We start from the raw sequence: 22,069 nt of genomic DNA, 5'->3' as shown, positions 1-22,069 counted from the left end.
TGCTTGCCCATCAGGCTGCAAAACCCATAACCTGTTTCACATACTCAAGAGGGAAATCTTTCCCGGTCCAGAGTTTAAACTGTTCAGCCCCTTGCCATAACAACATGCCGTAACCATCAATCGTTTTGCAACCGGCAAGTTGTGCCTGTTGCAATAATTTGGTCATATGCGGGTTGTAGACGCATTCAGTCACCAGCAGATCCGGGCGTAGCAGGGAAACGTCGGTCACCAGAGATTCGTTCTCCAGCGGCTTCATTCCCACTTTCGTACCGTTGGTCAGAATATCCGCGCTGACCAGTGCGTCCGCAAAAGCCTGTCGATCGTCGAGATCGATAACGGTGACCACGCAATCGGTATTTTCATTAACACGTTTGGCGAATTCCTGCGCTTTGGCAAAGAACTCATCTTGACGGTTAAAGAGTTTGATTTCTTTGATGCCTTCAATCGCCGCCTGGGCGCCAATGGCCGTTGACGCGCCGCCTGCGCCCAACAGTACCATGGTTTTACCCCTGATATCGAAACCGCTTTCCTTGATGGCACGAATATGACCCGTGCCATCAGTATTGTAGCCGCGCAGGTAACCATCATCATTGACGATAGTATTAATCGCGCCGACCAGTTTGGCTGCAGGCGTTAATTCATCAACATATTCACATGCCAGTTGCTTGTTGGGCATTGAGACTCCGGTACCGCGCATTTTTAAGGCCTTCAGCCCGGCAATCGCATTAGCAAACGTGGAGTTATCGACTTCAAATGCCATGTAGGTAAAAGGTAATCCCGCTTTTTCTAATGCCTTATTTTGCATTTCAGGCGACAGGCTGTGTCTGATCGGGTAGGCCATCAGACCAATCAGTTCATATTTTGCAGTTACGTCCATTTGATACTCCTTCTAAGCAATTTATTGAAAATAACGTTCGCCCAACCGCACATCATTTTTGGGAATATCAAATACGCGGTAGTAACGAATAAAGACGATGATGGCGGTGATGAAGGCCAGCAAAGCAAATGCGAGGTCCAGCAAAATGATGTACTGCAGGCCTATGTTAGAAAGGTATCCGGTGATTAATGGGATAATAAAGTTGGCTACGCCCCCCATCATCATATAAATACTGGTGACCTTGGCTTTGCTCCTGGGGAAAAACTCTGACATCACCGAAACGCCGAGCTGTAAAATACCGCCTGCGGCAGAAAACCCGATAAGAAATGAACCGGCGTTACACACCAATGGGGATGGATATAAATAGATAACCGCTGCGGTGAGGGCTGCCAGCCCGGCGTTAAATACATTCGCCCAAATGGGTCGAACCATTTTCTTGAGCAGTGCAGCAAAAATAAACACGCAGACCAGCGATCCCATACTGTAGTAAGAGATGGTTTTCAGCGCGTCGGCTTCTGCCATGCCGGCAAATGCCATCGCGTATTTCGGCATCCAGACTACGATGACGTAAAAGGTCGAGAATGCGGCCACCCCAAACATAACGGAGGCTACGCCTTCCAGCCAGACCAGCGGTTTACTGTTCATCTGTGGTAGCTCTTTTGCAATGCCCGCATCCACCATCTGGCTGGGGAAACGGCTTTTGAGCAGCATCAACGTTATGATGACGAACAGTATCCCCGGGATAATGACCGCATAGCCGTACCAGATATGGTTGAGCAGCATGGTGCTGACGACGATGGGGTAGATCATCTGCCCGAATGAGACCATCGCTTTAACCAGGATAACCGCTGACCCAGACGCCTTAGGGAAGCATTCCATCAAAGCCGGATAGCCACCTGTATCCAGGGCCGAGTTAGCGACGCCGACACAAACAGCGAGAATAAAGGCAATCATCAGATTCGGGCTGGCGGGAATGCCGAAGAAAAACAGCATGTATAGAATTGCCCCTAACAGAATGATAGCCCGTCTACCAAATTTATCTGAGAGCACACCAAAGAATAAAATACTCACCAGGCGGCCAAGACCAATGCCGGAAATTAAATAGGCTATCCCAGCATTGTCAGTGGAGAATTTTTCTGCGAGAGAGCTCATATTTTGCGCCAGTGTAATGACGCTAATGCCGTGTAAAAAATAACTTAAATAAATACAGATTATCGCCAAAAGAAATGGCGTATTAAAGGTCTTATTTTGAGACATGTTCACAACTCCTTGCGGATTTTAAAATTGTTCTGTGCTCGTCGATTTTGTTTAAATTGCGGCGACCTTGTGATTAATATACCGGGGTGCTGATATTGTGCCTACATAGCATGGCGTTTAAGTTACCAGGTATGTTGCATGCTCAACTGTGAAACTTAATTCTTTCAACCAACATTTTGCTGAAGTTTTAAAACCGCGACCAATTATTTTGCAACGGGGGAGAACAATATTGCATCCGCGTTATTTTACGACCGTCGCCATGTTTAGTTGCTGCTTTGTCGCGATACGGCTGCGATAGCCAATAAACAATGCTAACAGGAAGCCTACCGCGGCTATGCCGGTATCAAACCACATGATGTGAGCAATGCTGGTCTGCGAGAGTCTTGCCGTTATCAGTGGGATGGTGAAGGTCGCAATGCTGCCCGCGCTGTAGTAAATCCCGGTAGCTTTGCCCTTCGCATCGGGAAAGCGTGCGGCCATCAGCGTTAAACCGATTTGTACAACGCCTCCGGCTGAAGAGAAACCGATGACAAATGCGAAGACGATCACCATGTAGATCGACGGATGCAGGCAGACCATCAGCAATGCGATAAATGAGATAAAGGTGTACAGCATTAACAGAGAGGTTGCGCGCCCTGTCTTTCGTGCCAGTGGCGCGGTGATCAACACACACAGTAGAGAACCGCAGGTGTAAATGCTTAACAGCTTGATCGATAAAGTGTAGGACATCCCGGCGACAAACTGTCCGTATTGTGCTAACCACTGGCTTATCAGATAAAATGTCGCCATGGCGATGTAGCCGTACAGAGTGTAACTGGTGAGATCGAGAAGAGAACAACGATGTTCAGATTGTATGCTTTTCTGTTCAACGGGTAATGCCTTGAGGGGGGCTTGATGCCCAGGATGGGCCGGGAATCGACAGCGAAACAAAAATATGCCATTGATTAGCATTACCGCGGCCGCCACAAGGAAGGACCAGCCAAACCAAAGTTCTGCCCACACCAGCAAACTGATAATCATCGGCAGCAGAAACTGACCGATGGAAACAAACGCTTTAATTAAGATATTAGCCGTGCCGGGAGAGCGGGGAAACGCCTCCATCAGGCTGGGGTAAGTTCCGGCGTCAAGAAAACTGTTTGCCATTCCGGCTAAAAATCCAAAAGCATAGGCAATATAAATGCTATGAGTATTGATGATGCCTACAAAGAACAGCAGGTAGCAGACCATACCGAAAATAATAAACGGTCTGCGGCCATAGCGATCGGAAAGCATACCCGCCACCAATAAGACGCTTAAACGGCCAATGCCGAGTGAGGAAATAACAATTGAGACCCCTGCGGCATCGGTGTGCCACTGTTGTTCCAGTGAAGACATATTGAGGCTCATCAGAATGACCCCCATGCCGTGTACCAGGTAATTAAAGTACAGCCCTATCGCAGTGGAGAAATAGGTGTTTTTCATAATATGTTACTCAGCGAAAAGGCTAAATGAGTGTGGCGCTGCGGTCTCTTAACACAAACGCTCAAGGTCGTGGGCATACAGTTCAACAGCGGCCGATTGATAGATTTTCCAGTCGAGAAAATCATCGTGCTGATAAACCGCCTGAAAAGAGTTCAGATCGGGAAAGAAACGCATGGTGTTATTACCGATACGGTTATTTATTTTTTCGATAATGGCGTTAATTCTTAACTTTCGTCTGGCTTTCATTTCTGCACAAATGCGCGTGATGTCTTCCGGGATTTCCCTTTCGCCATTCTCCCATTGTTGCCAGGCGGCAACATTGTGATCCCGCGAGATATACATAGCGCTTTCTTCTACCGTCATAGCAAAAATATGGCGGATAGCCTGGAGTTCTAATGCGTTCATTATTTGATCACCTCATAAAAGACGGTGGAATAGTAATAACATTGCTGTGGATATTTCGGCTTGAAGAGAGTCACAGTATCTTGTGCAATATTATTTGTTTATCAACGGGGAAGAGGGGAGCTGTGGTGCGGTAAGGGTGGTGGCGAGGCGCGCGAAGGACAAAAAAAAGCCCATCGTGGGAGATGGGCAAAGACTACACACAGCAATTCGTTGTTTCACTCAGGGGATTTCCATGCTTATAAATCAATGTGTTGATCTAAAGCCATGGGCTAATAGTAGGCATACTGATTTTTTACGTCGATCAGATTCATCTCAATAGTTTAAAAACTGTAAATAATTTGCGAAGCAAATGAGTATTTAAAGAAGGATAACGTTGGGTCTTATTCAGTAAGTGGGCGGAATTGATTAGCAATGTTAAACAATCAGGCGGCGGTGCCGCCTGACGTGGGATTACTTATTGCGTTCGATTTCAGCAATTTCTTCGAGGATTTCGTCGGGATCGCTACCTGGCGCAGGGGCTTCGTTTACCCAGGCGGAGAACAGACGCCAGGACACGGCCAGTACCACCGGGCCGATAAACAGACCAATCATGCCGAAGGCAATCAGTCCGCCGATGACCCCTGAGAGAATCAGGATCAGCGGCAAATCGGCCCCCATGCGAATCAGCATCGGGCGAATAACGTTATCCAGCGTTCCGACCACGCCGCTCCACACCAGCAGCACCGTGCCCCAGGTTGAATCGCCCGTCCAGTACAGCCAGATAATGGCCGGGACCAGCACCGGCAATGGCCCCAGTTGCACCAGACAAGACAGGATCATCAATACCGCCAGCAACGTGGCGTACGGCACGCCGGTTACCGCCAGACCAATACCACCGAGCACTGCCTGCACCAGCGCGGTGACCACAACCCCTAATGCGACGGCGCGAATGGCTTGTGCTGCCAGCAGAATGGCGGCATCGCCACGTTTGGATGCCAGGCGACAAGCGAAGTGGCGAATACCTAACGCCACCTGTTCACCGCGCCAGTACAGCAGGGCGCTGAACAGCAGCATCAGACCACAGTGCATCATAAAGCGGCCAAGATGTGCAGCCTGGCCAACAAACCAGGTCGTCGTCGTGCCGATATAAGGACGAACCTTGGCCATGATGGCCGCGCCGCCCATATCCAGCAGACTGTGCCACGCGGCATACAATTTTGCGCCGACCAACGGAATACTGTTCAGCCACGCCAGATCCGGCAGGGTCATATCGCCTGCGGTTACGGCATGGATCAATGGCCCGCTGCCATCAACAATGCTATTGACCAGTAGCGCGATAGGAATGATGAACAACAGCACCAGCAGCAGGGTCATCACCAGCACGGCCAGCGAGCGACGGCCCCAGAGCAATTTTTGTAAGCGTAGCAGGATCGGCCAGGTCGCAATGACCACCGTCCCCGCCCATGCAAAACCGAGGATAAAGGGCTGAACAATCCAAAGACAGGCCACAATCATGACGGCTAAAAACAGCGCCGATAGCAGCACTTGTGCAATATCCTTGGGCTGGCGGAAATTTACCATAAATACTTTTCACCTTTGTCTTTGCGCCAGAACGTTGACGCGACGTGAACACTTAAATGACACCCTGTAATGATGAGCAATTTCAGCGGTTTTTAACAGGCGGATTCTGCCTGTAAATCTGCTGAGCGTATTAGAAAAAAATGTGATACAACAAACAAAGCAACACGCAAACGATTAAATTCACAACACAGACCGCAGGAAAGGGTCACTATAATGATTCCACAAATTTCTCAGGCGCCAGGTGTCGTTCAACTGGTGCTCAATTTTTTGCAGGCACTGGAGCAGCAAGGATTTACGGGCGATACGGCAACGAGCTATGCCGATCGTCTGACAATGTCGACGGATAACAGTATTTATCAGCTGCTTCCTGATGCTGTCGTATTCCCTCGTTCAACCGCAGATGTGGCGCTCATCGCTCGTCTGGCGGCGGAACCTCTTTTCTCTTCGTTGATTTTTACCCCACGCGGCGGCGGCACCGGGACCAACGGTCAGGCGCTGAATCAGGGCATTATTGTTGATATGTCCCGCTATATGAGCCGCATCATTGAAATCAATGCGCAGGAAGGTTGGGTGCGGGTCGAAGCCGGGGTGATAAAAGACCAGCTCAACCAGTTTCTCAAGCCTTACGGCTATTTCTTTGCCCCCGAGTTATCCACCAGTAACCGGGCAACGCTGGGTGGGATGATCAATACCGACGCATCCGGACAAGGCTCGTTGGTTTACGGTAAAACCTCCGATCACGTGCTGGGTATCCGCGCGGTGCTGATGGGCGGCGATATTCTTGATACCCAGCCAATGCCGGTCGAACTTGCCCAAACGCTGGGTAATAGCAACACCACTATTGGCCGCATCTACAAGACGGTTTATGAGCGTTGCCGCGACAACCGACTGCTGATCATTGATAAATTCCCGAAACTTAATCGCTTCCTGACCGGTTACGATCTGCGGCACGTCTTTAACGATGAGATGACCGAATTTGATTTAACCCGCATTCTTACCGGCTCTGAAGGTACGCTGGCGTTTATCACCGAAGCCCGTCTGGATATCACGCCGCTACCCAAAGTCAGACAACTGGTTAACGTTAAGTACGACTCTTTCGACTCGGCATTGCGTAATGCCCCGGTGATGGTGGAAGCGCGCGCGCTGTCGGTAGAAACCGTCGACTCCAAAGTGCTTAACCTGGCACGGGAAGATATTGTCTGGCACTCGGTAAGTGAATTGATTACCGATGTGGCGGATAAAGAGATGCTGGGTCTGAATATTGTGGAGTTTGCCGGTGACGATGAAGCATTGATTGATTCGCAGGTCAGCGCACTGTGCGAACGGCTGGATGGCTTAATTGCGTGTCAGGAAGCGGGTGTTATAGGCTGGCAGCTATGTACCGAGCTGGCAGGCGTCGAGCGCATTTACGCGATGCGTAAAAAAGCTGTCGGTCTGCTGGGGAATGCGAAAGGGGCCGCGAAGCCGATTCCGTTTGCTGAAGATACCTGCGTTCCGCCGGAACATCTGGCTGACTATATTGCCGAGTTCCGCGCGCTGCTCGATAGCCACGGCCTGAGTTACGGCATGTTTGGTCACGTAGATGCAGGCGTGTTGCACGTCAGACCGGCGCTGGATATGTGCGACCCGCAGCAGGAAGTGCTGATGAAACGCATTTCTGACGATGTTGTCGCGCTGACGGCAAAATATGGCGGTCTGCTGTGGGGCGAGCACGGGAAAGGTTTTCGTGCAGAATATAGCCCGGCGTTCTTCGGTGAGGAATTGTATCGCGAACTGCGTAAAGTGAAATCGGTGTTTGATCCGCAAAACCGGCTCAATCCGGGCAAAATCTGTCCACCGGAGGATGTTGATGCGCCGATGATGAAAGTGGACGCGGTGAAGCGCGGAACGTATGACCGTCAGATCCCGCTGGCCGTACGCCAGGAGTGGCGTGGGGCGATGGAGTGTAACGGCAACGGGTTATGCTTTAACTTTGATGCGAAAAGCCCGATGTGTCCGTCGATGAAAATCAGCCTCAACCGTATCCATTCACCGAAAGGGCGAGCTACGCTGGTGCGTGAATGGCTGCGTCTGTTGGCAGATCGCGGGATTGACCCGCTACAGCTGGAAAAAGAGCTACCGGAAAAACGTGCCAGTTTACGTACGCTGATTGCCCGTACCCGCAATAGCTGGCATGCGCGCAAAGGCGAATACGATTTCTCGCACGAAGTGAAAGAGGCAATGTCGGGTTGTCTGGCGTGTAAAGCCTGCTCCACACAGTGTCCGATTAAAATCGATGTGCCGGAGTTCCGCTCACGCTTCCTGCAGTTGTACCACACGCGTTATCTGCGGCCGTTGCGCGATCACATGGTGGCGACCGTTGAGAGCTATGCGCCTTTAATGGCGCGGGCGCCCAACACGTTTAACTTCTTCATCAACCAGCCGCTGGTGCGTAATCTGGCTAAAAAGCACATCGGCATGGTCGATTTACCGCTGCTGTCTGCGCCGTCGCTTCAACGTCAGCTGGTTGGCCATCGTTCCGCCAATATGACGCTGGAACAACTCGAATTACTCAGCCTTGAGCAAAAAGCCCGTACGGTGCTGGTGGTGCAGGATCCGTTCACCAGCTATTACGATGCACAGGTGGTGGCTGATTTTATACGTCTGGTTGAAAAGCTGGGTTTGCAGCCTGTACTGCTGCCGTTCTCGCCAAACGGCAAGGCCCAGCATATTAAGGGCTTTTTAAACCGTTTTGCTAAAACCGCAAAGAAAACATCTGAGTTTCTCAATCGGGTGGCGAAGCTGAATATTCCGATGGTGGGTGTCGATCCGGCGCTGGTGCTTTGCTATCGCGATGAATACAAACTGGCGCTCGGGGAACAGCGGGGCGATTTCCATGTGTTACTCGCCAACGAATGGTTATCGACAGTTGTGGAGTCACAGCCGCCAGTCGCTGTGGGCGGTGAACCGTGGTACTTCTTTGGACACTGTACCGAAGTGACGGCCCTGCCGGGCGCGCCTGCTCAGTGGGCGGCTATTTTTGCCCGCTTTGGCGCGAAGCTGGAGAACATCAGCGTAGGGTGCTGTGGTATGGCGGGCACCTATGGCCACGAAGTGAAGAATCATCAGAACTCACTGGGGATCTATGAGCTATCATGGCACCAGGCAATGCAACGATTGCCGCGTAACCGTTGTCTGGCTACCGGATACTCCTGTCGCAGTCAGGTTAAACGCGTTGAAGGCACGGGCGTTCGCCATCCATTACAGGCACTGCTGGAGATTATAGGATGATCTGGAAACGTGAAGTCACACTCGAAGTGCTCAACGCCATGGGTGAAGGAAATATGGTTGGGCTGCTTGATATTCGTTTTGTGCACATTGGCGATGACACGCTGGAAGCCACAATGCCGGTAGACCACCGTACTAAACAACCTTTTGGTTTGCTGCACGGCGGCGCGTCCGTAGTGCTGGCTGAGAGCATTGGTTCGGTGGCTGGTTATCTGTGTACTCAGGGTGAGCAGAAAGTGGTGGGCCTGGAGGTCAACGCCAACCATATTCGCTCGGCGCGGGAAGGGCGAGTCAGAGGGGTATGTCGCGCGGTGCATACCGGCTCTCGTCATCAGGTTTGGCAAATCGAAATCTTCGATGAGCAGGGACGATTGTGCTGCACGTCGCGTCTGACGACAGCAATTTTGTGATGCATATTGCTTTTGGTCATTATCTGCACAGGGAATGGTGTTATACTGTGCAGGTTTTGAACACAAGCGAGGATGATATGTCTACCCAATTAGACCCGGCCCAACTGGCAATAGAGTTTTTACGTCGTGATAAAACCGATCTTTCACCAGCTCAGTACCTGAAAAGACTGAAACAGTTAGAGCTGGAGTTCGCGGATTTATTGACGCTTTCTTCGACTGAACTAAAAGAAGAGATCTATTTTGCCTGGCGCATGGGCGTTCATTGATTCCGGTATGCTTATCGTAATGAAACCCCGACACGCGTTCGGGGTTATTTTTTGCGTTAAATCTCAATCACCACTTCATCTCACCAGTATTAACCTTCGCACTTAGCTCCAGAGAACTTGCGTCTGCAAGACCTGGCCATGCCGCGGTGATGGTTTTAATCACATAATCCGAACCTTTCTTCGCCCCTAACGCCTGCTCAAACGATTGCAGATAGTCCTGTGTGAAGCGAATCGCTTTATCGCCCGCAGGGCGTTCGCCGATGTAATGCCCCGGGACCACCTGGGTGGGTTGTAACTTCTGCATTTCGCCCAATACGCTACGCCACGCGCTACGCTGTTCTGCAGATTGCGTATCCGCCGTCCAGACGTGTATACCAGACGCCACGCCGGTACCGCCAATAATGGCACGGTTCGCCGGGATCCAGACATAGGCTGCATAATCATTAGGGTGGCGCAGCTCCAGCGTTTCACCATCAACCGTGAAATGCGTTTGCGTTGTTGCTTGCGGAACGGTGAGCGATGTTGGCGCACCATCCTTCATTTGCGGACCCCAGAATTGCAGTTTGGCCTCTTTGGTGGCACGGATATGGTCTACTACGTGCGGTGTTGCCAGGACTTTTACCTGTGGGAAGGCTTTGACGATAGGCTGCAGTCCGAAATAGAAATCCGGATCGCCGGAGGTGATCACGATGGCCTTTAGCGTTTTACCGCTGGCGCGAATCATCTGCACCAGCTGTTCACCATCTTTAGTACTGAACTGTGCGTCAAACAATATTGCTTCTTTCGGTCCTGAAACCAGCGTTGAAGAGACCGGGAAAATAGCCTTGTCCTGTGGATTGTAGACGTCCAGCTGTAGCGTCGCGGCAAAGGCTGAAGAGGCGAACAGAGGTAACAGCAGGGCCAGCGTTTTAACTTTCATGTCAGGTATCCTTGTGCAGGAAATTGTCTTTTGATAGTTCCTGTATTTTAAGGAAATTCGGATCTGTTAGAATTCCCTTATTAGGACATGCTGAGTTTCATAAAACGATCGGATGGGATGCAATGGACAGAGTGATGGCGGCAACGGTATTCAACCATATCTGTGATTTGGGCAGTCTGAGCGCCGCCGCGCGTGCGCTAGGGCTTTCCCGTCCGATGGTCAGTCGTTACCTCGACGAGATGGAGAAATGGGCGGGTGCAAGGCTTATCCATCGCTCGTCGCGCCGTCTGACGATCACGCCAGCGGGTGAAGAGGCATTAGTGAAAACGCGTTCTCTGGCGCAGCTTTCGCTGGATATTGGTGCCGCCAGCGCCGCGCAAACTCCCTCTGGCACGCTACGTGTGGCCTGTGCGCATTTTACAGCTATGCATATTTTAGCGCCGGTACTGCCCGCGTTTCTGACGAAGTATCCACAACTGCGTATCGAGGTGGAGATCAATAATCAACCGGTAAGCCTCGTTGGAGAACGCATTGATGTGGCGATCCGTATAACGGAAAACCCTGAACCTGGAACTATCGCCCGTCGCCTTGGCGACTGTAAATCGGTACTGTGCGCGTCTGTAGAGTACCTGCATCAACATGGCACTCCTGAGACTATCGACGACCTTACGCGGCATAATTGTCTGTACTACAGCGGGTTTGCCGGAAAATCCTGGCACTTTCTGGATGCCCAGGGGCGGGCTGCCGCTGTTGCGATTAAAGGCAATTTGAGCGCCGGGATCTCTTCGTTGCTCTGTGAGTCGGCGTTGGCGGGAACGGGCATTGCGCTGGTGCCGGAACTGGAGGCGCGAGAAGGGCTGGCACAGGGAAAGCTGGTTAGACTCTTGCCCGAGCTTCAACCAAAAAGCCTGCCAATTTATGGTTTATATCTTTCGCGGGAGCATCAGCCTGCAGGACTGCGCCTGTTGCTGGACGCGCTCAGTGAAAAACAGCGCCTAATAATTGATTGAATACGCTTATAAAATAGTCAAATCGCAATTTGTGTTAAACAAAACATATCCGGAAGTGAGATTATTCTTATCGCCCCTTCAAGAGCTAAGCCATCGTGAGTGCCGGAGATAAGCGCCGGATGGGGCCGGAACCCTTAAGCCTGCCAGCAAGCAGCCTTAAGGGTTTTTTGTTGTCTTCACGTAGTGCCCGAACGGGATTGTACCTACTTGCCGTGAGTCTGCAGACCGATGTTGTCAAAAAATAGCCGTGGTGACATTTAAGTTTAAAGAATCATAACCGCTTTATATAGCACAGAGAATACAGAACAGACGCTTTGGTAAATCATTACTGTGTGCGCTGTTCTGGTCACCGTGAAACGTTAACCGGGTTTAAATAATGGTAGAGAATCTTGTTTTCAATTATAAAAATCAGACACCGATTCACTATCGATTCAAACCGGCCTCCAGAGATTGTCGGCATTTGTTGATTGTCATGTCTGGATTTAATATCCCGGATGCTACCATCTATGACTTTGTCATGCTTGACCATTGCCATTCTGCAATTCTATGGATTAAAGATGATTTTGGCGGTCTGCCAGCTTATTACTTGTGTAATAAAATGAATTTCGATATTGAGCAGGGGGTTAGTCTACTCATGCAGGGGGTGATTGATTTTGTAAAACCCTCTAACACGACTATTCTTGGTGCTTCCAAAGGCGGGTCGATGTCGATGTATTACGGCATTAAGCACAACATTCGGAACATCATTACAGCAGTCCCCCAGTTTTACATCGGTAGCTATGTTGCAAAAGGATATTGGGCGCACGTCGGACAAGAGATGATGGGCACCATCTCGCCAGCGAATATTAATAAGCTGGATAATATGCTGCAGGATGTTATCTACAGAGATAAACATAAAACTGCGAATATCTATCTTTTCACCTCACCAAATGATAAACAGTTTCCTGTTGAGATTGCGCCAAATTTAGCACTGTTGCAGGAATATAATCATTTCAATCTTGTGGAAACCAGTTCATCCTTTGCAACCGAACATAATCAAATAACACGATATAACTTAAATGTTATTTTATCCATCATCTATCAGCTTGAAAATAATATAACCCCTGCCTACGGGCGAGTGAAAAATGGCAATGGGTGGTTAGCCGGCCGTTAACTTTTGTCCGTTCACCGCTCTGCGAATCTCATCTCTGATAACTCCCTGGTTAGGTATAGCCTGACAGAGGAAGTTACCCCTTCTATCACAGAAATAGTCATTTTCTATACATCTTTTGATTATCGACCTGTCTCGCCGATTGAAATTACTTAATCCATTATTAATCAATGCATTGAACAAAAAAATCCATCCCTGTTAACCCACGCAGCAGGGTCTATGCTTAGTAAAAGGGGTCAAAAAGGGCGATTAACCCGAATGCCCCTGCTGTTGAGGGGTTGAAGTGATAATCATTATCACTAACATGTTGTTATAGCTTGAAAGCTAGTGACTCGAGGTAACCCTATGGAATTGCATTCAGGAACATTTAACCCGGACGATTTTGCCTGGCGTGGTCTGACGTTAACGCCAGCGGCTGCGGCGCACATCCGCGAGCTGGTGGCAAAGCAACCCGACATGTTAGGCGTGCGTTTAGGCGTGAAGCAAACGGGATGCGCGGGATTTGGCTACGTGCTGGACACCGTTCGCCAGGCGGAAAAAGACGATCTGCTGTTTGAAACGGAGGGGGCCAGACTTTATGTGCCGTTACAGGCGATGCCGTTCATCGACGGCACAGAAGTCGATTTCGTGCGCGAAGGATTAAATCAGCTATTTAAATTTCATAACCCGAAAGCCCAGAACGAATGCGGCTGTGGCGAAAGTTTTGGGGTATAGGCGGTACTATGTCTCGTAATACTGAAGCAACTGACGATGTCAACACCTGGGCTGGCGGGCCCCTTAATTACAAAGAGGGCTTCTTCACCCATCTACAAACCGATGAGCTGGCGAAAGGGATCAACGAAGATGTCGTGCGCGCGATTTCGGCAAAACGTAATGAACCCGACTGGATGCTGGAATTTCGCCTGAATGCCTTTAAAGCGTGGCTGACCATGGAAGAGCCGCACTGGCTAAAAGCGCATTACGATAAGCTGAACTACCAGGAGTACAGTTATTACTCCGCGCCGTCCTGCGGTAATTGCGATGAAACCTGCGCGTCTGAGCCGGGCGCGGTGCAGCAAACGGGGGCGAATGCGTTTTTAAGTAAAGAAGTTGAGGACGCATTCGAGCAGCTTGGCGTGCCGGTCCGCGAAGGCAAAGAGGTGGCGGTTGATGCCATTTTTGACTCGGTGTCGGTGGCGACAACTTATCGCGATAAACTGGCGGAACAGGGCATTATTTTCTGTTCGTTTGGTGAGGCGATTCACGATCACCCTGAGCTGGTAAAACAATATCTGGGTACGGTTGTCCCGGGTAATGACAATTTCTTTGCGGCGCTAAATGCGGCGGTGGCCTCCGACGGCACGTTTATTTATGTCCCGAAAGGTGTACGTTGCCCAATGGAACTGTCGACCTATTTCCGTATAAATGCGGAAAAAACCGGTCAGTTTGAACGCACCATTCTGGTTGCGGATGAGGGCAGTTACGTCAGCTATATCGAAGGCTGTTCAGCCCCGGTACGCGATAGCTACCAACTGCATGCCGCGGTGGTGGAAGTCATCATCCACAAAGATGCCGAAGTGAAATACTCGACGGTACAAAACTGGTTCCCTGGTGATGGTAACACCGGCGGCATTTTGAACTTCGTCACCAAGCGCGCTCTGTGCGAAGGCGAAAACAGCAAAATGTCGTGGACGCAGTCGGAAACCGGCTCGGCCATTACCTGGAAATACCCAAGCTGTATTCTGCGCGGCGACAACTCTATCGGCGAATTCTACTCCGTCGCGCTGACCAGTGGTTATCAGCAGGCCGATACCGGCACCAAGATGATCCACATCGGCAAGAACACCAAATCGACCATTATCTCGAAAGGGATCTCCGCGGGACACAGTCAAAACAGCTATCGCGGCTTAGTGAAGATCATGCCGACCGCAACCAACGCCCGCAACTATACCCAATGCGACTCGATGCTGATTGGCGCGGATTGTGGAGCGCACACCTTCCCGTATGTGGAGTGTCGTAACAATAGCGCCCAGCTTGAGCATGAAGCCACGACCTCGCGCATTGGTGAAGACCAACTGTTTTACTGTTTACAGCGCGGCATCAGCGAAGAGGATGCCATTTCGATGATCGTTAATGGTTTCTGTAAAGACGTGTTCTCTGAACTGCCGCTGGAATTTGCTGTTGAAGCGCAAAAACTTCTCGCCATAAGTCTTGAACACAGCGTCGGTTAAAATTTAAGGAAAGCACATGTTAAGCATTAAAAATTTACAGGTCAGTGTGGAAGATAAGGCGATCCTGCGTGGGCTGAGCCTGGATATTGGCCCCGGAGAGGTACACGCCATTATGGGGCCGAACGGTTCCGGGAAAAGTACGCTTTCCGCAACGCTCGCCGGGCGCGATGACTACGAAGTCACCGGCGGGACGGTAGAATTCAACGGTAAGGATTTACTGGAACTGTCACCCGAAGACCGGGCCGGTGAAGGGATCTTTATGGCATTTCAGTATCCGGTAGAAATCCCCGGCGTCAGTAATCAGTTTTTCCTGCAAACGGCACTGAATGCGGTGCGCAGTTACCGTGGCGAAGAGTCGCTGGACAGGTTTGACTTCCAGGATCTGATGGAAGAGAAAATCGCGTTATTGAAGATGCCGGAAGATTTGCTAACGCGTTCGGTCAACGTTGGTTTCTCAGGTGGCGAGAAAAAGCGTAATGACATTTTGCAAATGGCGGTGCTGGAACCTCAGCTGTGCATTCTTGATGAGTCGGACTCCGGGCTGGATATCGACGCGCTGAAAGTCGTTGCGGATGGCGTGAACTCGCTGCGCGACGGGCAACGTTCATTCATTATCGTCACCCACTATCAGCGCATCCTGGATTACATCAAACCCGATTATGTGCACGTTCTCTACCAGGGGCGAATTGTGAAATCCGGCGATTTCACGCTGGTCAAACAACTGGAGGAGCAAGGTTATGGCTGGCTTAGCGAACAGCAGTAACGTGCTGCAACAGTGGCATCATCTGTTTGAAACGCAAGGGAAGACGCGCTCGCACCATGCCCAGCAGCACCTGCAGCAGATGCTGCGTCTGGGACTGCCAACGCGTAAGCATGAGGACTGGAAATACACGCCGCTGGAAGGATTAACCAACAGCCAGTTTGTCAGTCATGTCACTGAGATAACGTCCGCCCAGTGTGAAGCGTTAGCGCCGGCTATTGATGCTGTCCGCCTGGTGTTTGTTGACGGGCAATTCTGTCCAACGCTCAGCGACAGCGTGGAAGGTAGCGGTTTTAACATTACCGTTGATGATGTGCGCCAGTCGCTACCGGCGGCTATCCAACCGGAAGTCTTTCTGCACCTGACCGAAAGCCTCTCCCGCAGCGTAACGCACATTCAGGTGAGGCGTAACCAGCGACCGGCAAAACCGTTGCTGCTGCTGCACATTACCCAGGGGCTGGCGGGTGATGAGGTGAACACGGCGCACTATCGCCACCATCTGGACCTGGCAGAAGGCGCAGAAGCCACCGTCATTGAACAGTATGTCAGCCTCAGCGAATATCGCCATTTTACCGGTGCACGATTAACGATGAACGTCGCGGCAAACGCACACTTGCGCCACATCAAACTGGCGTTTGAGAATCCGCTCAGCCACCACTTCGCGCATAATGATATTCAGTTGGGCGCTGATGCCACGGCCGCCAGCCACAGCTTTTTACTCGGTGATGCGGTGTTGCGCCATAACACCAGCACCCAGCTTAACGGCGAAAACACCACGCTTCGGCTTAACAGCCTGGCGATGCCGGTGAAAAATGAAGTCTGCGATACCCGCACCTGGCTTGCGCACAACAAGGGATATTGCAACAGTCGACAACTGCATAAAACGATTGTCAGCGATAAGGGGCGCGCGGTATTCAATGGCCTGATCAACGTCGCTCAGCACGCCATTAAAACCGACGGTCAGATGACCAACAATAATTTGCTGCTCGGAAAACTGGCGGAAGTGGATACCAAGCCGCAGCTTGAAATTTACGCCGACGACGTGAAATGCAGCCACGGGGCGACGGTAGGGCGGATCGACGACGAGCAGATGTTCTATCTGCGTTCGCGCGGGATCGGCCAGCAGGATGCCCAACAAATGATTCTCTACGCGTTTGCCGCTGAGCTGACGGAAGCCCTGGGCGAGGAAACGCTGAAACAACAGGTTCTGGCACGGATCGCCCAACGCTTGCCGGGAGGCGTAGCATGACATTTCCCATTGAAAAAGTGCGGGCTGATTTTCCGGTCCTGACGCGTGAAGTGAACGGTTTACCGTTGGCGTATCTGGATAGCGCCGCCAGCGCGCAAAAGCCCAACCAGGTGATTGATGCCGAAGCCGAGTTTTACCGTCATGGCTATGCCGCGGTCCACCGCGGGATCCATACGCTGAGCGCGCAGGCCACGGAAAAAATGGAGAATGTGCGCAAGCTCGCCTCGCTGTTTATCAACGCCCGTTCAGCTGAAGAACTGGTGTTTGTTCGCGGCACAACGGAAGGTATCAACCTGGTAGCTAACAGCTGGGGCGGCAGCAATGTGCGGGCGGGCGATAACATTATCATCAGCGAAATGGAGCACCACGCCAATATTGTGCCCTGGCAGATGTTGTGCGCCCGCGTAGGTGCAGAACTGCGCGTTATTCCGCTCAATACAGAGGGTACGTTGCAACTGGAAACGCTGCCGACGCTGTTTGACGATCGCACGAAACTGCTGGCGATTACCCATGTGTCTAACGTGCTGGGCACGGAAAACCCATTGGTTGAGATGATTGAGCTGGCGCATCAATACGGCGCGAAAGTGCTGGTGGATGGCGCACAGGCAGTTATGCATCATCAGGTTGATGTGCAGGCGCTGGATTGCGACTTCTATGTTTTCTCTGGGCACAAGCTCTACGGGCCAACCGGTATTGGCGTTCTGTATGCCAGAGAGTCGTTGCTGCAGGAGATGCCGCCGTGGGAAGGCGGAGGGTCGATGATTGCGACGGTGAGCCTGAGCCAGGGGACGACGTGGGCCAAAGCCCCCTGGCGGTTTGAAGCCGGAACGCCAAACACCGGGGGAATTATTGGACTCGGCGCGGCTATTGAATATGTTTCCGCGCTGGGGCTTACTGAAATCAGCGAATATGAACAATTCCTGATGCGCTATGCGCTGGAACAGCTGGCGGATGTGCCGGATTTAACGCTCTACGGGCCGGATAATCGTCTGGGGGTGATTGCGTTTAACCTCGGCAAACATCATGCCTATGATGTCGGGAGTTTTCTTGATAACTATGGCATCGCCGTGCGGACAGGGCATCACTGCGCTATGCCGCTGATGGCCTGCTATAACGTTCCTGCGATGTGCCGGGCGTCGATTGCCATGTACAACACCCACGAAGAAGTGGATCGCCTGGTAACGGGCCTCAAGCGTATTCATCACTTACTGGGATAACAGGGAGGCGTTATGGCTGCGCTACCGGATAAAGAAAAGTTGTTGCGTAATTTTCTGCGTTGCGCTAATTGGGAAGAGAAATACCTGTACATTATTGAACTGGGTCAGCGTTTGCCGGAATTAAACGACGACGATCGTAATACGGAAAATAGCATCCAGGGCTGTCAAAGTCAGGTATGGATTGTCATGCGTCAGAATGCTGAAGGAATTATTGAATTACAAGGCGACAGCGATGCGGCAATTGTGAAAGGGCTTATCGCTGTCGTATTCATTTTATATGACCGCATGACCGCCCAGGATATTGTGAATTTTGATGTGCGTCCGTGGTTTGAAAAAATGGCGCTCGCACAGCATCTCACACCGTCTCGTTCACAAGGGCTGGAGGCGATGATTCGGGCTATTCGCACCAAAGCCGCAACTCTTAGCTAAACTGATAAAACACGTCAATTTTCAGCTCGACGTGAAAGAGTGAGGTAGTGCAACGCAGTGACTCGTAGGCCGGATCGGGCGCTCGACGCCGTCCGGCAGGAACGCCAGGGGGGTGAGTATGAAACGCGCGTCTGTTATTACGTTAATGCTAATCGGCGCTTACAGCGCTATTCAGGCCGCATGGGCGGTCGATTATCCTTTGCCTCAGGCGAACAGCCGTCTTGTTGGGCAAAATCAAACTTACACCGTGCAGGAAGGCGATAAAAACCTACAGGCGATTGCCCGTAAGTTTGATACCGCCGCAATGCTGATCCTTGAAGCCAATAATACTATTGCCCCCGTACCTAAACCCGGAACGCTGATTACTATTCCCTCGCAATTACTGCTACCGGATGCACCACGAGAAGGCATTATTGTGAATCTGGCGGAACTGCGTCTGTATTACTTCCCGCCGGGAGAGAATATTGTTCAGGTTTTCCCAATTGGTATCGGTTTGCAGGGGCTGGAAACGCCGGTAATGGAAACCCGGGTTGGGCAGAAAATCCCGAATCCGACCTGGACCCCTACAGCAGGCATCCGTAAACGCTCTTTGGAGCGCGGCATAACATTACCGCCGGTAGTACCTGCCGGGCCAAATAACCCGTTAGGACGCTTTGCACTGCGTCTGGCGCATGGAAACGGTGAATATCTGATCCATGGCACCAGTGCGCCTGACAGCGTGGGACTGCGCGTAAGTTCTGGGTGTATTCGCATGAACGCGCCGGACATCAAAGCACTGTTTGCTCAGGTCCGGACAGGAACGCCGGTTCGGGTGATTAATGAGCCGATAAAATATTCGATAGAGCCGAACGGAATGCGCTATGTCGAGGTGCATCGACCGCTGTCGCCGGAGGAGGAGCAAAACGTCCAGACCATGCCGTATGTGCTGCCAGCCGGTTTTACCCAGTTTAAAGACAATAAAGCCGTGGATAATAGTTTGGTGGAAAGAGCCTTGTATCGTCGTGCCGGCTATCCGGTCACCGTAACGGCCGGGCAAGCGTCGGTCGTAAGCAATGGCGCGGAAGTGAAGTCTGCACAGAATGGCGTGCCGGGAGAGGATGCAGAGGTGCGTGCTACGCAATAACAGGGAAGGGAAATTCAGAGCAAAAAAAATGGCGCACAATGTGCGCCATTTTTATTACACAGATACTATTACTTGCGGTATTTAGTAGCTGCGTTGTCCAGACGCTGGTTAGCGCGAGCTGCGTCATCTTTAGCAGCCTGAACGTCGGAACGCATTGCGTTCACGTCGTTGCTCAGCTGGTCAACTTTAGCGTTCAGAGTCTGAACGTCAGAAGACAGCTGATCGATTTTAGCGTTGCTGGAGCAACCTGCCAGCAGAGTAGAACCCAGGATTACCGCGCCCAGTACCAGTTTAGTACGATTCATTATTAATACCCTCTAGATTGAGTTAATCTCCATGTAGCGTTACAAGTATTACACAAAGTTTTTTATGTTGAGAATATTTTTTTGATGGGAATGCACTTATTTTTGATCGTTCGCTCAAAGAAGCATCGAATTGTGCAAAAACGGCTAAAAACCCGAGTGAAAACAGAAAGCTTCCATCGGATTCATCTTAGATAATCACGGATTAGATAGTGAAATCCGATTTGATTTTTTATTAATTGTAGCTATCGATAAAATAAAAAAAGCGCCACCAGGGCGCTTTTTTAAGCAAATTAATTCGCGTTGGAATTATTACAGCACGTGAACGGATGCCGTGTTGGTCGTGCCGCTCGGAACCAGTGCACCGGAAACCATCACCACAACGTCACCTTTCTGAGCCAGACCGCTTTCCAGAGCGACTTCTTTACCCAGACGATAGAAATCATCGGTAGAGCTGATTTCTTTAACCACCTGTGCAACAACGCCTTTGCTCAGCACCAGCTGACGCGCGGTAGTTTCGTTGGTGGTCAGCGCCAGGATGGTGGCATCCGGGAAGTATTTACGTACTGCGCGAGCAGATTTACCGCCCTGGGTTGCTACAACGATCAGCGGAGCATCCAGTTTTTCTGCAGTTTCAACCGCGCCACGGCAAACGGCTTCGGTGATGCGCAGTTTACGGCTGTCGTTGTTGAAGTCCAGACGGCTGGTCATCACGCGGTCGGTACGCTCACAGATGGTTGCCATGATGGTGACGGCTTCCAGCGGGTATTTACCTTTTGCAGACTCGCCAGACAGCATGACTGCATCGGTACCGTCGAGGATGGCGTTCGCTACGTCACCGGCTTCAGCGCGGGTCGGACGCGGGTTTTTGATCATGGAGTCCAGCATCTGGGTCGCAGTGATAACGACTTTACGTGCACGGATACATTTTTCGATGATCATCTTCTGCGCGAAGATAACTTCTTCAACCGGGATCTCAACGCCCATGTCGCCACGAGCAACCATGATGCCGTCAGATGCTTCGAGGATTTCGTCGAAGTTGTTCAGGCCTTCCTGGTTTTCGATTTTGGAGATGATCTGGATGTTTTCGCCGCCGTGCGCTTTCAGGTGCTCACGGATTTCAACGACGTCAGAACGTTTACGGATAAAGGATGCTGCAACGAAGTCAACGCCTTGCTCGCAACCGAAGATCAGGTCCTGTTTGTCTTTTTCAGCCAGTGCTGGCAGCGCGATGGAAACGCCCGGCAGGTTAACGCCTTTGTTTTCGCCCAGGTCGCCGTTGTTCAGCACTTTACAGATAACTTTGTTACCTTCGATAGCGGTAACTTCCATGCCGATCAGACCATCGTCAACCAGAACGGTATTGCCGACGGACAGATCTTTAGTGAAGCCTTCATAAGTAACAGCAACGATTTCGTTGTTGCCGACGACAGATTTGTCGGTGGTGAAGGTGAAGGTCTGGCCCGCTTTCAGGGAAACGTCGTTACCGCCTTCCAGTTTGATGGTACGGATTTCCGGACCTTTGGTGTCGAGCAGGATTGCGGCTTTCTTGCCGGTTTTGCTCATGACGTTGCGCAAATTCTTGATGCGCTGACCGTGTTCTTCATAGTCCCCGTGGGAGAAGTTCAGACGCATGACGTTCATGCCCGCGTCCAGCATTTTGGTTAACATCTCTTCGGATTCGGTTTTCGGACCGATGGTGCAAACAATTTTCGTCTTTTTCATGACAGTCTTAGTCTTTAAGTTGAGAAGGATATGGAAATCTGGCTCCCGCCGCGCACGGACGGGAAGCTAAACCTGAGTTACGAAAGTTGTGATGCCTCGCTCTAAGGATAGGTGACATCGAAAGAGCGTGCAGAGGAATGTGTGCTTGTGTTTCAGCCCAACGGGATGGTGAGTTTTGTAGTCGTTGAGTTTTACAGGTCAATGTGCTGAAACCATTCAAGAGACAATTGGCGCGCATTATACGCTGAAAATTATCAAAAAGGAAAATGGAAACAGCGTTTCAAAACACTTCTGTGCAGTTTTACAGAAAATATTCATTAATTTGTTTCCAGGTATGGATAAAGAGGTTGTTCGCAGCAGCATTTGTTGCGCAACAAGGTGTAATTGTCATCCCAATCCCTGACTTTTTGTGTATAACGCCGACCAAGTCGACATATTTCTAAAAGTTATATCAAATGCGTTTTAATTCATT

21 protein-coding genes and 1 other RNA gene are annotated in these 22,069 nt (G+C 50.9%); 12 read left to right on the top strand and 10 right to left on the bottom strand.

The features are described 5' to 3' along the window. Positions 1–10: 10 nt before the first annotated feature. The 6 genes from ydiB to ydiK all read right to left on the bottom strand — a co-directional run bounded on the left by ydiB (position 11) and on the right by ydiK (position 5,560). The gene (ydiB, locus tag OGV93_RS20070) at positions 11–877 is read right to left on the bottom strand and encodes a quinate/shikimate dehydrogenase (protein WP_101700831.1); all 867 of its coding nucleotides are present in this window, start codon (positions 875–877) and stop codon (positions 11–13) included. Positions 878–898: 21 nt separating this feature from the next. Continuing rightward, entirely contained in the window at positions 899–2,134 is a 1,236-nt protein-coding gene (locus tag OGV93_RS20065) for an MFS transporter (protein WP_287110057.1), read from the bottom strand. 240 nt (positions 2,135–2,374) lie between these two features. Then, a complete protein-coding gene (locus tag OGV93_RS20060) occupies positions 2,375–3,595 on the bottom strand; it encodes an MFS transporter (RefSeq protein ID WP_200010919.1) in 1,221 nt (406 codons plus the stop codon). A gap of 48 nt (positions 3,596–3,643) precedes the next feature. Further along, positions 3,644–4,000 carry a YdiL family protein gene (locus OGV93_RS20055; RefSeq protein ID WP_019076677.1) on the bottom strand — a complete coding sequence of 119 codons (357 nt, stop codon included), beginning with the start codon at positions 3,998–4,000 and terminating at the stop codon, positions 3,644–3,646. Between the two features lie 158 nt (positions 4,001–4,158). Continuing rightward, positions 4,159–4,266: antisense sRNA RprA (gene rprA / locus OGV93_RS20050), an RNA gene on the bottom strand. Positions 4,267–4,450: 184 nt separating this feature from the next. Beyond that, positions 4,451–5,560, bottom strand: coding sequence for an AI-2E family transporter YdiK (gene ydiK / locus OGV93_RS20045; RefSeq protein ID WP_016156362.1), 1,110 nt, complete (start codon positions 5,558–5,560; stop codon positions 4,451–4,453). A gap of 213 nt (positions 5,561–5,773) precedes the next feature. On the opposite strand from ydiK, the gene ydiJ reads away from it, so the two are divergent. From ydiJ to OGV93_RS20030, 3 genes are all read left to right on the top strand, one after another. Then, positions 5,774–8,830, top strand: coding sequence for a D-2-hydroxyglutarate dehydrogenase YdiJ (gene ydiJ, locus OGV93_RS20040; RefSeq protein WP_287110056.1), 3,057 nt, complete (start codon positions 5,774–5,776; stop codon positions 8,828–8,830). Next, positions 8,827–9,237 carry a 1,4-dihydroxy-2-naphthoyl-CoA hydrolase gene (gene menI / locus OGV93_RS20035; protein ID WP_213239048.1) on the top strand — a complete coding sequence of 137 codons (411 nt, stop codon included), beginning with the start codon at positions 8,827–8,829 and terminating at the stop codon, positions 9,235–9,237. Before ydiJ ends, menI begins: the two co-directional genes overlap by 4 nt. A gap of 77 nt (positions 9,238–9,314) precedes the next feature. Then, a complete protein-coding gene (locus OGV93_RS20030) occupies positions 9,315–9,503 on the top strand; it encodes a YdiH family protein (protein WP_029139522.1) in 189 nt (62 codons plus the stop codon). Positions 9,504–9,570: 67 nt separating this feature from the next. On the opposite strand, the gene OGV93_RS20025 is transcribed toward OGV93_RS20030, so the two are convergent. Further along, on the bottom strand, positions 9,571–10,422 hold the full coding sequence (locus OGV93_RS20025; protein WP_049268703.1) for a Vmh family MBL fold metallo-hydrolase: 852 nt from the start codon (positions 10,420–10,422) through the stop codon (positions 9,571–9,573). 122 nt (positions 10,423–10,544) lie between these two features. On the opposite strand from OGV93_RS20025, the gene OGV93_RS20020 reads away from it, so the two are divergent. The 9 genes from OGV93_RS20020 (at position 10,545) to ldtE (ending at position 19,570) form a co-directional block, all read left to right on the top strand. Then, positions 10,545–11,432 carry a LysR family transcriptional regulator gene (locus OGV93_RS20020; protein ID WP_029139523.1) on the top strand — a complete coding sequence of 296 codons (888 nt, stop codon included), beginning with the start codon at positions 10,545–10,547 and terminating at the stop codon, positions 11,430–11,432. Positions 11,433–11,808: 376 nt separating this feature from the next. Then, the gene (locus tag OGV93_RS20015; RefSeq protein WP_279272961.1) at positions 11,809–12,585 is read left to right on the top strand and encodes a hypothetical protein; all 777 of its coding nucleotides are present in this window, start codon (positions 11,809–11,811) and stop codon (positions 12,583–12,585) included. 342 nt (positions 12,586–12,927) lie between these two features. Beyond that, positions 12,928–13,296, top strand: a complete 369-nt coding sequence (gene sufA, locus OGV93_RS20010; protein ID WP_016152905.1) for a Fe-S cluster assembly scaffold SufA — start codon at positions 12,928–12,930, stop codon at positions 13,294–13,296. A gap of 8 nt (positions 13,297–13,304) precedes the next feature. Further along, on the top strand, positions 13,305–14,792 hold the full coding sequence (gene sufB, locus OGV93_RS20005) for a Fe-S cluster assembly protein SufB (RefSeq protein ID WP_279272288.1): 1,488 nt from the start codon (positions 13,305–13,307) through the stop codon (positions 14,790–14,792). A gap of 16 nt (positions 14,793–14,808) precedes the next feature. Beyond that, a complete protein-coding gene (gene sufC / locus OGV93_RS20000) occupies positions 14,809–15,555 on the top strand; it encodes a Fe-S cluster assembly ATPase SufC (protein WP_016152907.1) in 747 nt (248 codons plus the stop codon). Next, entirely contained in the window at positions 15,530–16,801 is a 1,272-nt protein-coding gene (sufD, locus tag OGV93_RS19995) for a Fe-S cluster assembly protein SufD (RefSeq protein ID WP_287110053.1), read from the top strand. Before sufC ends, sufD begins: the two co-directional genes overlap by 26 nt. Beyond that, the gene (gene sufS / locus OGV93_RS19990) at positions 16,798–18,018 is read left to right on the top strand and encodes a cysteine desulfurase SufS (RefSeq protein WP_287110051.1); all 1,221 of its coding nucleotides are present in this window, start codon (positions 16,798–16,800) and stop codon (positions 18,016–18,018) included. The genes sufD and sufS overlap by 4 nt, the downstream gene beginning before the upstream one ends. A 12-nt stretch (positions 18,019–18,030) precedes the next feature. Beyond that, the gene (gene sufE, locus OGV93_RS19985) at positions 18,031–18,447 is read left to right on the top strand and encodes a cysteine desulfuration protein SufE (RefSeq protein WP_016152910.1); all 417 of its coding nucleotides are present in this window, start codon (positions 18,031–18,033) and stop codon (positions 18,445–18,447) included. A 118-nt stretch (positions 18,448–18,565) separates the two neighbouring features. Then, on the top strand, positions 18,566–19,570 hold the full coding sequence (gene ldtE / locus OGV93_RS19980) for a L,D-transpeptidase LdtE (protein WP_016152911.1): 1,005 nt from the start codon (positions 18,566–18,568) through the stop codon (positions 19,568–19,570). A 68-nt stretch (positions 19,571–19,638) separates the two neighbouring features. Here ldtE and lpp read toward each other — a convergent pair whose 3' ends face one another. The 3 genes from lpp to ynhH all read right to left on the bottom strand — a co-directional run bounded on the left by lpp (position 19,639) and on the right by ynhH (position 21,799). Next, entirely contained in the window at positions 19,639–19,875 is a 237-nt protein-coding gene (gene lpp, locus OGV93_RS19975; protein ID WP_003029373.1) for a murein lipoprotein Lpp, read from the bottom strand. 309 nt (positions 19,876–20,184) lie between these two features. Continuing rightward, a complete protein-coding gene (gene pykF, locus OGV93_RS19970) occupies positions 20,185–21,597 on the bottom strand; it encodes a pyruvate kinase PykF (RefSeq protein ID WP_016152912.1) in 1,413 nt (470 codons plus the stop codon). Positions 21,598–21,604: 7 nt separating this feature from the next. Then, the gene (gene ynhH / locus OGV93_RS19965; RefSeq protein WP_242637968.1) at positions 21,605–21,799 is read right to left on the bottom strand and encodes a protein YnhH; all 195 of its coding nucleotides are present in this window, start codon (positions 21,797–21,799) and stop codon (positions 21,605–21,607) included. Between the last annotated feature and the right edge of the window lie 270 nt (positions 21,800–22,069).

It is taken from the genome of Citrobacter sp. Cb031 (genome assembly GCF_030336725.1).
Taxonomy (GTDB): domain Bacteria; phylum Pseudomonadota; class Gammaproteobacteria; order Enterobacterales; family Enterobacteriaceae; genus Citrobacter; species Citrobacter braakii.
Note: the sequence above shows the minus strand (reverse complement) of the source record. Positions and strands in the feature narration are given on the sequence as shown.

What these genes read in the sequence shown, in the direction of transcription:
- menI (WP_213239048.1), top strand. Translation starts at nt 8,827, where the DNA reads ATGATCTGGAAACGTGAAGTCACACTCGAAGTGCTCAACGCCATGGGT.
- sufE (WP_016152910.1), top strand. Translation starts at nt 18,031, where the DNA reads ATGGCTGCGCTACCGGATAAAGAAAAGTTGTTGCGTAATTTTCTGCGT.
- lpp (WP_003029373.1), bottom strand. Translation starts at nt 19,875, where the DNA reads ATGAATCGTACTAAACTGGTACTGGGCGCGGTAATCCTGGGTTCTACT.
- OGV93_RS20065 (WP_287110057.1), bottom strand. Translation starts at nt 2,134, where the DNA reads ATGTCTCAAAATAAGACCTTTAATACGCCATTTCTTTTGGCGATAATC.
- ydiB (WP_101700831.1), bottom strand. Translation starts at nt 877, where the DNA reads ATGGACGTAACTGCAAAATATGAACTGATTGGTCTGATGGCCTACCCG.
- sufA (WP_016152905.1), top strand. Translation starts at nt 12,928, where the DNA reads ATGGAATTGCATTCAGGAACATTTAACCCGGACGATTTTGCCTGGCGT.
- sufS (WP_287110051.1), top strand. Translation starts at nt 16,798, where the DNA reads ATGACATTTCCCATTGAAAAAGTGCGGGCTGATTTTCCGGTCCTGACG.
- ldtE (WP_016152911.1), top strand. Translation starts at nt 18,566, where the DNA reads ATGAAACGCGCGTCTGTTATTACGTTAATGCTAATCGGCGCTTACAGC.
- pykF (WP_016152912.1), bottom strand. Translation starts at nt 21,597, where the DNA reads ATGAAAAAGACGAAAATTGTTTGCACCATCGGTCCGAAAACCGAATCC.
- OGV93_RS20030 (WP_029139522.1), top strand. Translation starts at nt 9,315, where the DNA reads ATGTCTACCCAATTAGACCCGGCCCAACTGGCAATAGAGTTTTTACGT.
- ydiJ (WP_287110056.1), top strand. Translation starts at nt 5,774, where the DNA reads ATGATTCCACAAATTTCTCAGGCGCCAGGTGTCGTTCAACTGGTGCTC.
- OGV93_RS20060 (WP_200010919.1), bottom strand. Translation starts at nt 3,595, where the DNA reads ATGAAAAACACCTATTTCTCCACTGCGATAGGGCTGTACTTTAATTAC.
- OGV93_RS20020 (WP_029139523.1), top strand. Translation starts at nt 10,545, where the DNA reads ATGGACAGAGTGATGGCGGCAACGGTATTCAACCATATCTGTGATTTG.
- ydiK (WP_016156362.1), bottom strand. Translation starts at nt 5,560, where the DNA reads ATGGTAAATTTCCGCCAGCCCAAGGATATTGCACAAGTGCTGCTATCG.
- OGV93_RS20025 (WP_049268703.1), bottom strand. Translation starts at nt 10,422, where the DNA reads ATGAAAGTTAAAACGCTGGCCCTGCTGTTACCTCTGTTCGCCTCTTCA.
- OGV93_RS20015 (WP_279272961.1), top strand. Translation starts at nt 11,809, where the DNA reads ATGGTAGAGAATCTTGTTTTCAATTATAAAAATCAGACACCGATTCAC.
- sufB (WP_279272288.1), top strand. Translation starts at nt 13,305, where the DNA reads ATGTCTCGTAATACTGAAGCAACTGACGATGTCAACACCTGGGCTGGC.
- sufD (WP_287110053.1), top strand. Translation starts at nt 15,530, where the DNA reads ATGGCTGGCTTAGCGAACAGCAGTAACGTGCTGCAACAGTGGCATCAT.
- sufC (WP_016152907.1), top strand. Translation starts at nt 14,809, where the DNA reads ATGTTAAGCATTAAAAATTTACAGGTCAGTGTGGAAGATAAGGCGATC.
- OGV93_RS20055 (WP_019076677.1), bottom strand. Translation starts at nt 4,000, where the DNA reads ATGAACGCATTAGAACTCCAGGCTATCCGCCATATTTTTGCTATGACG.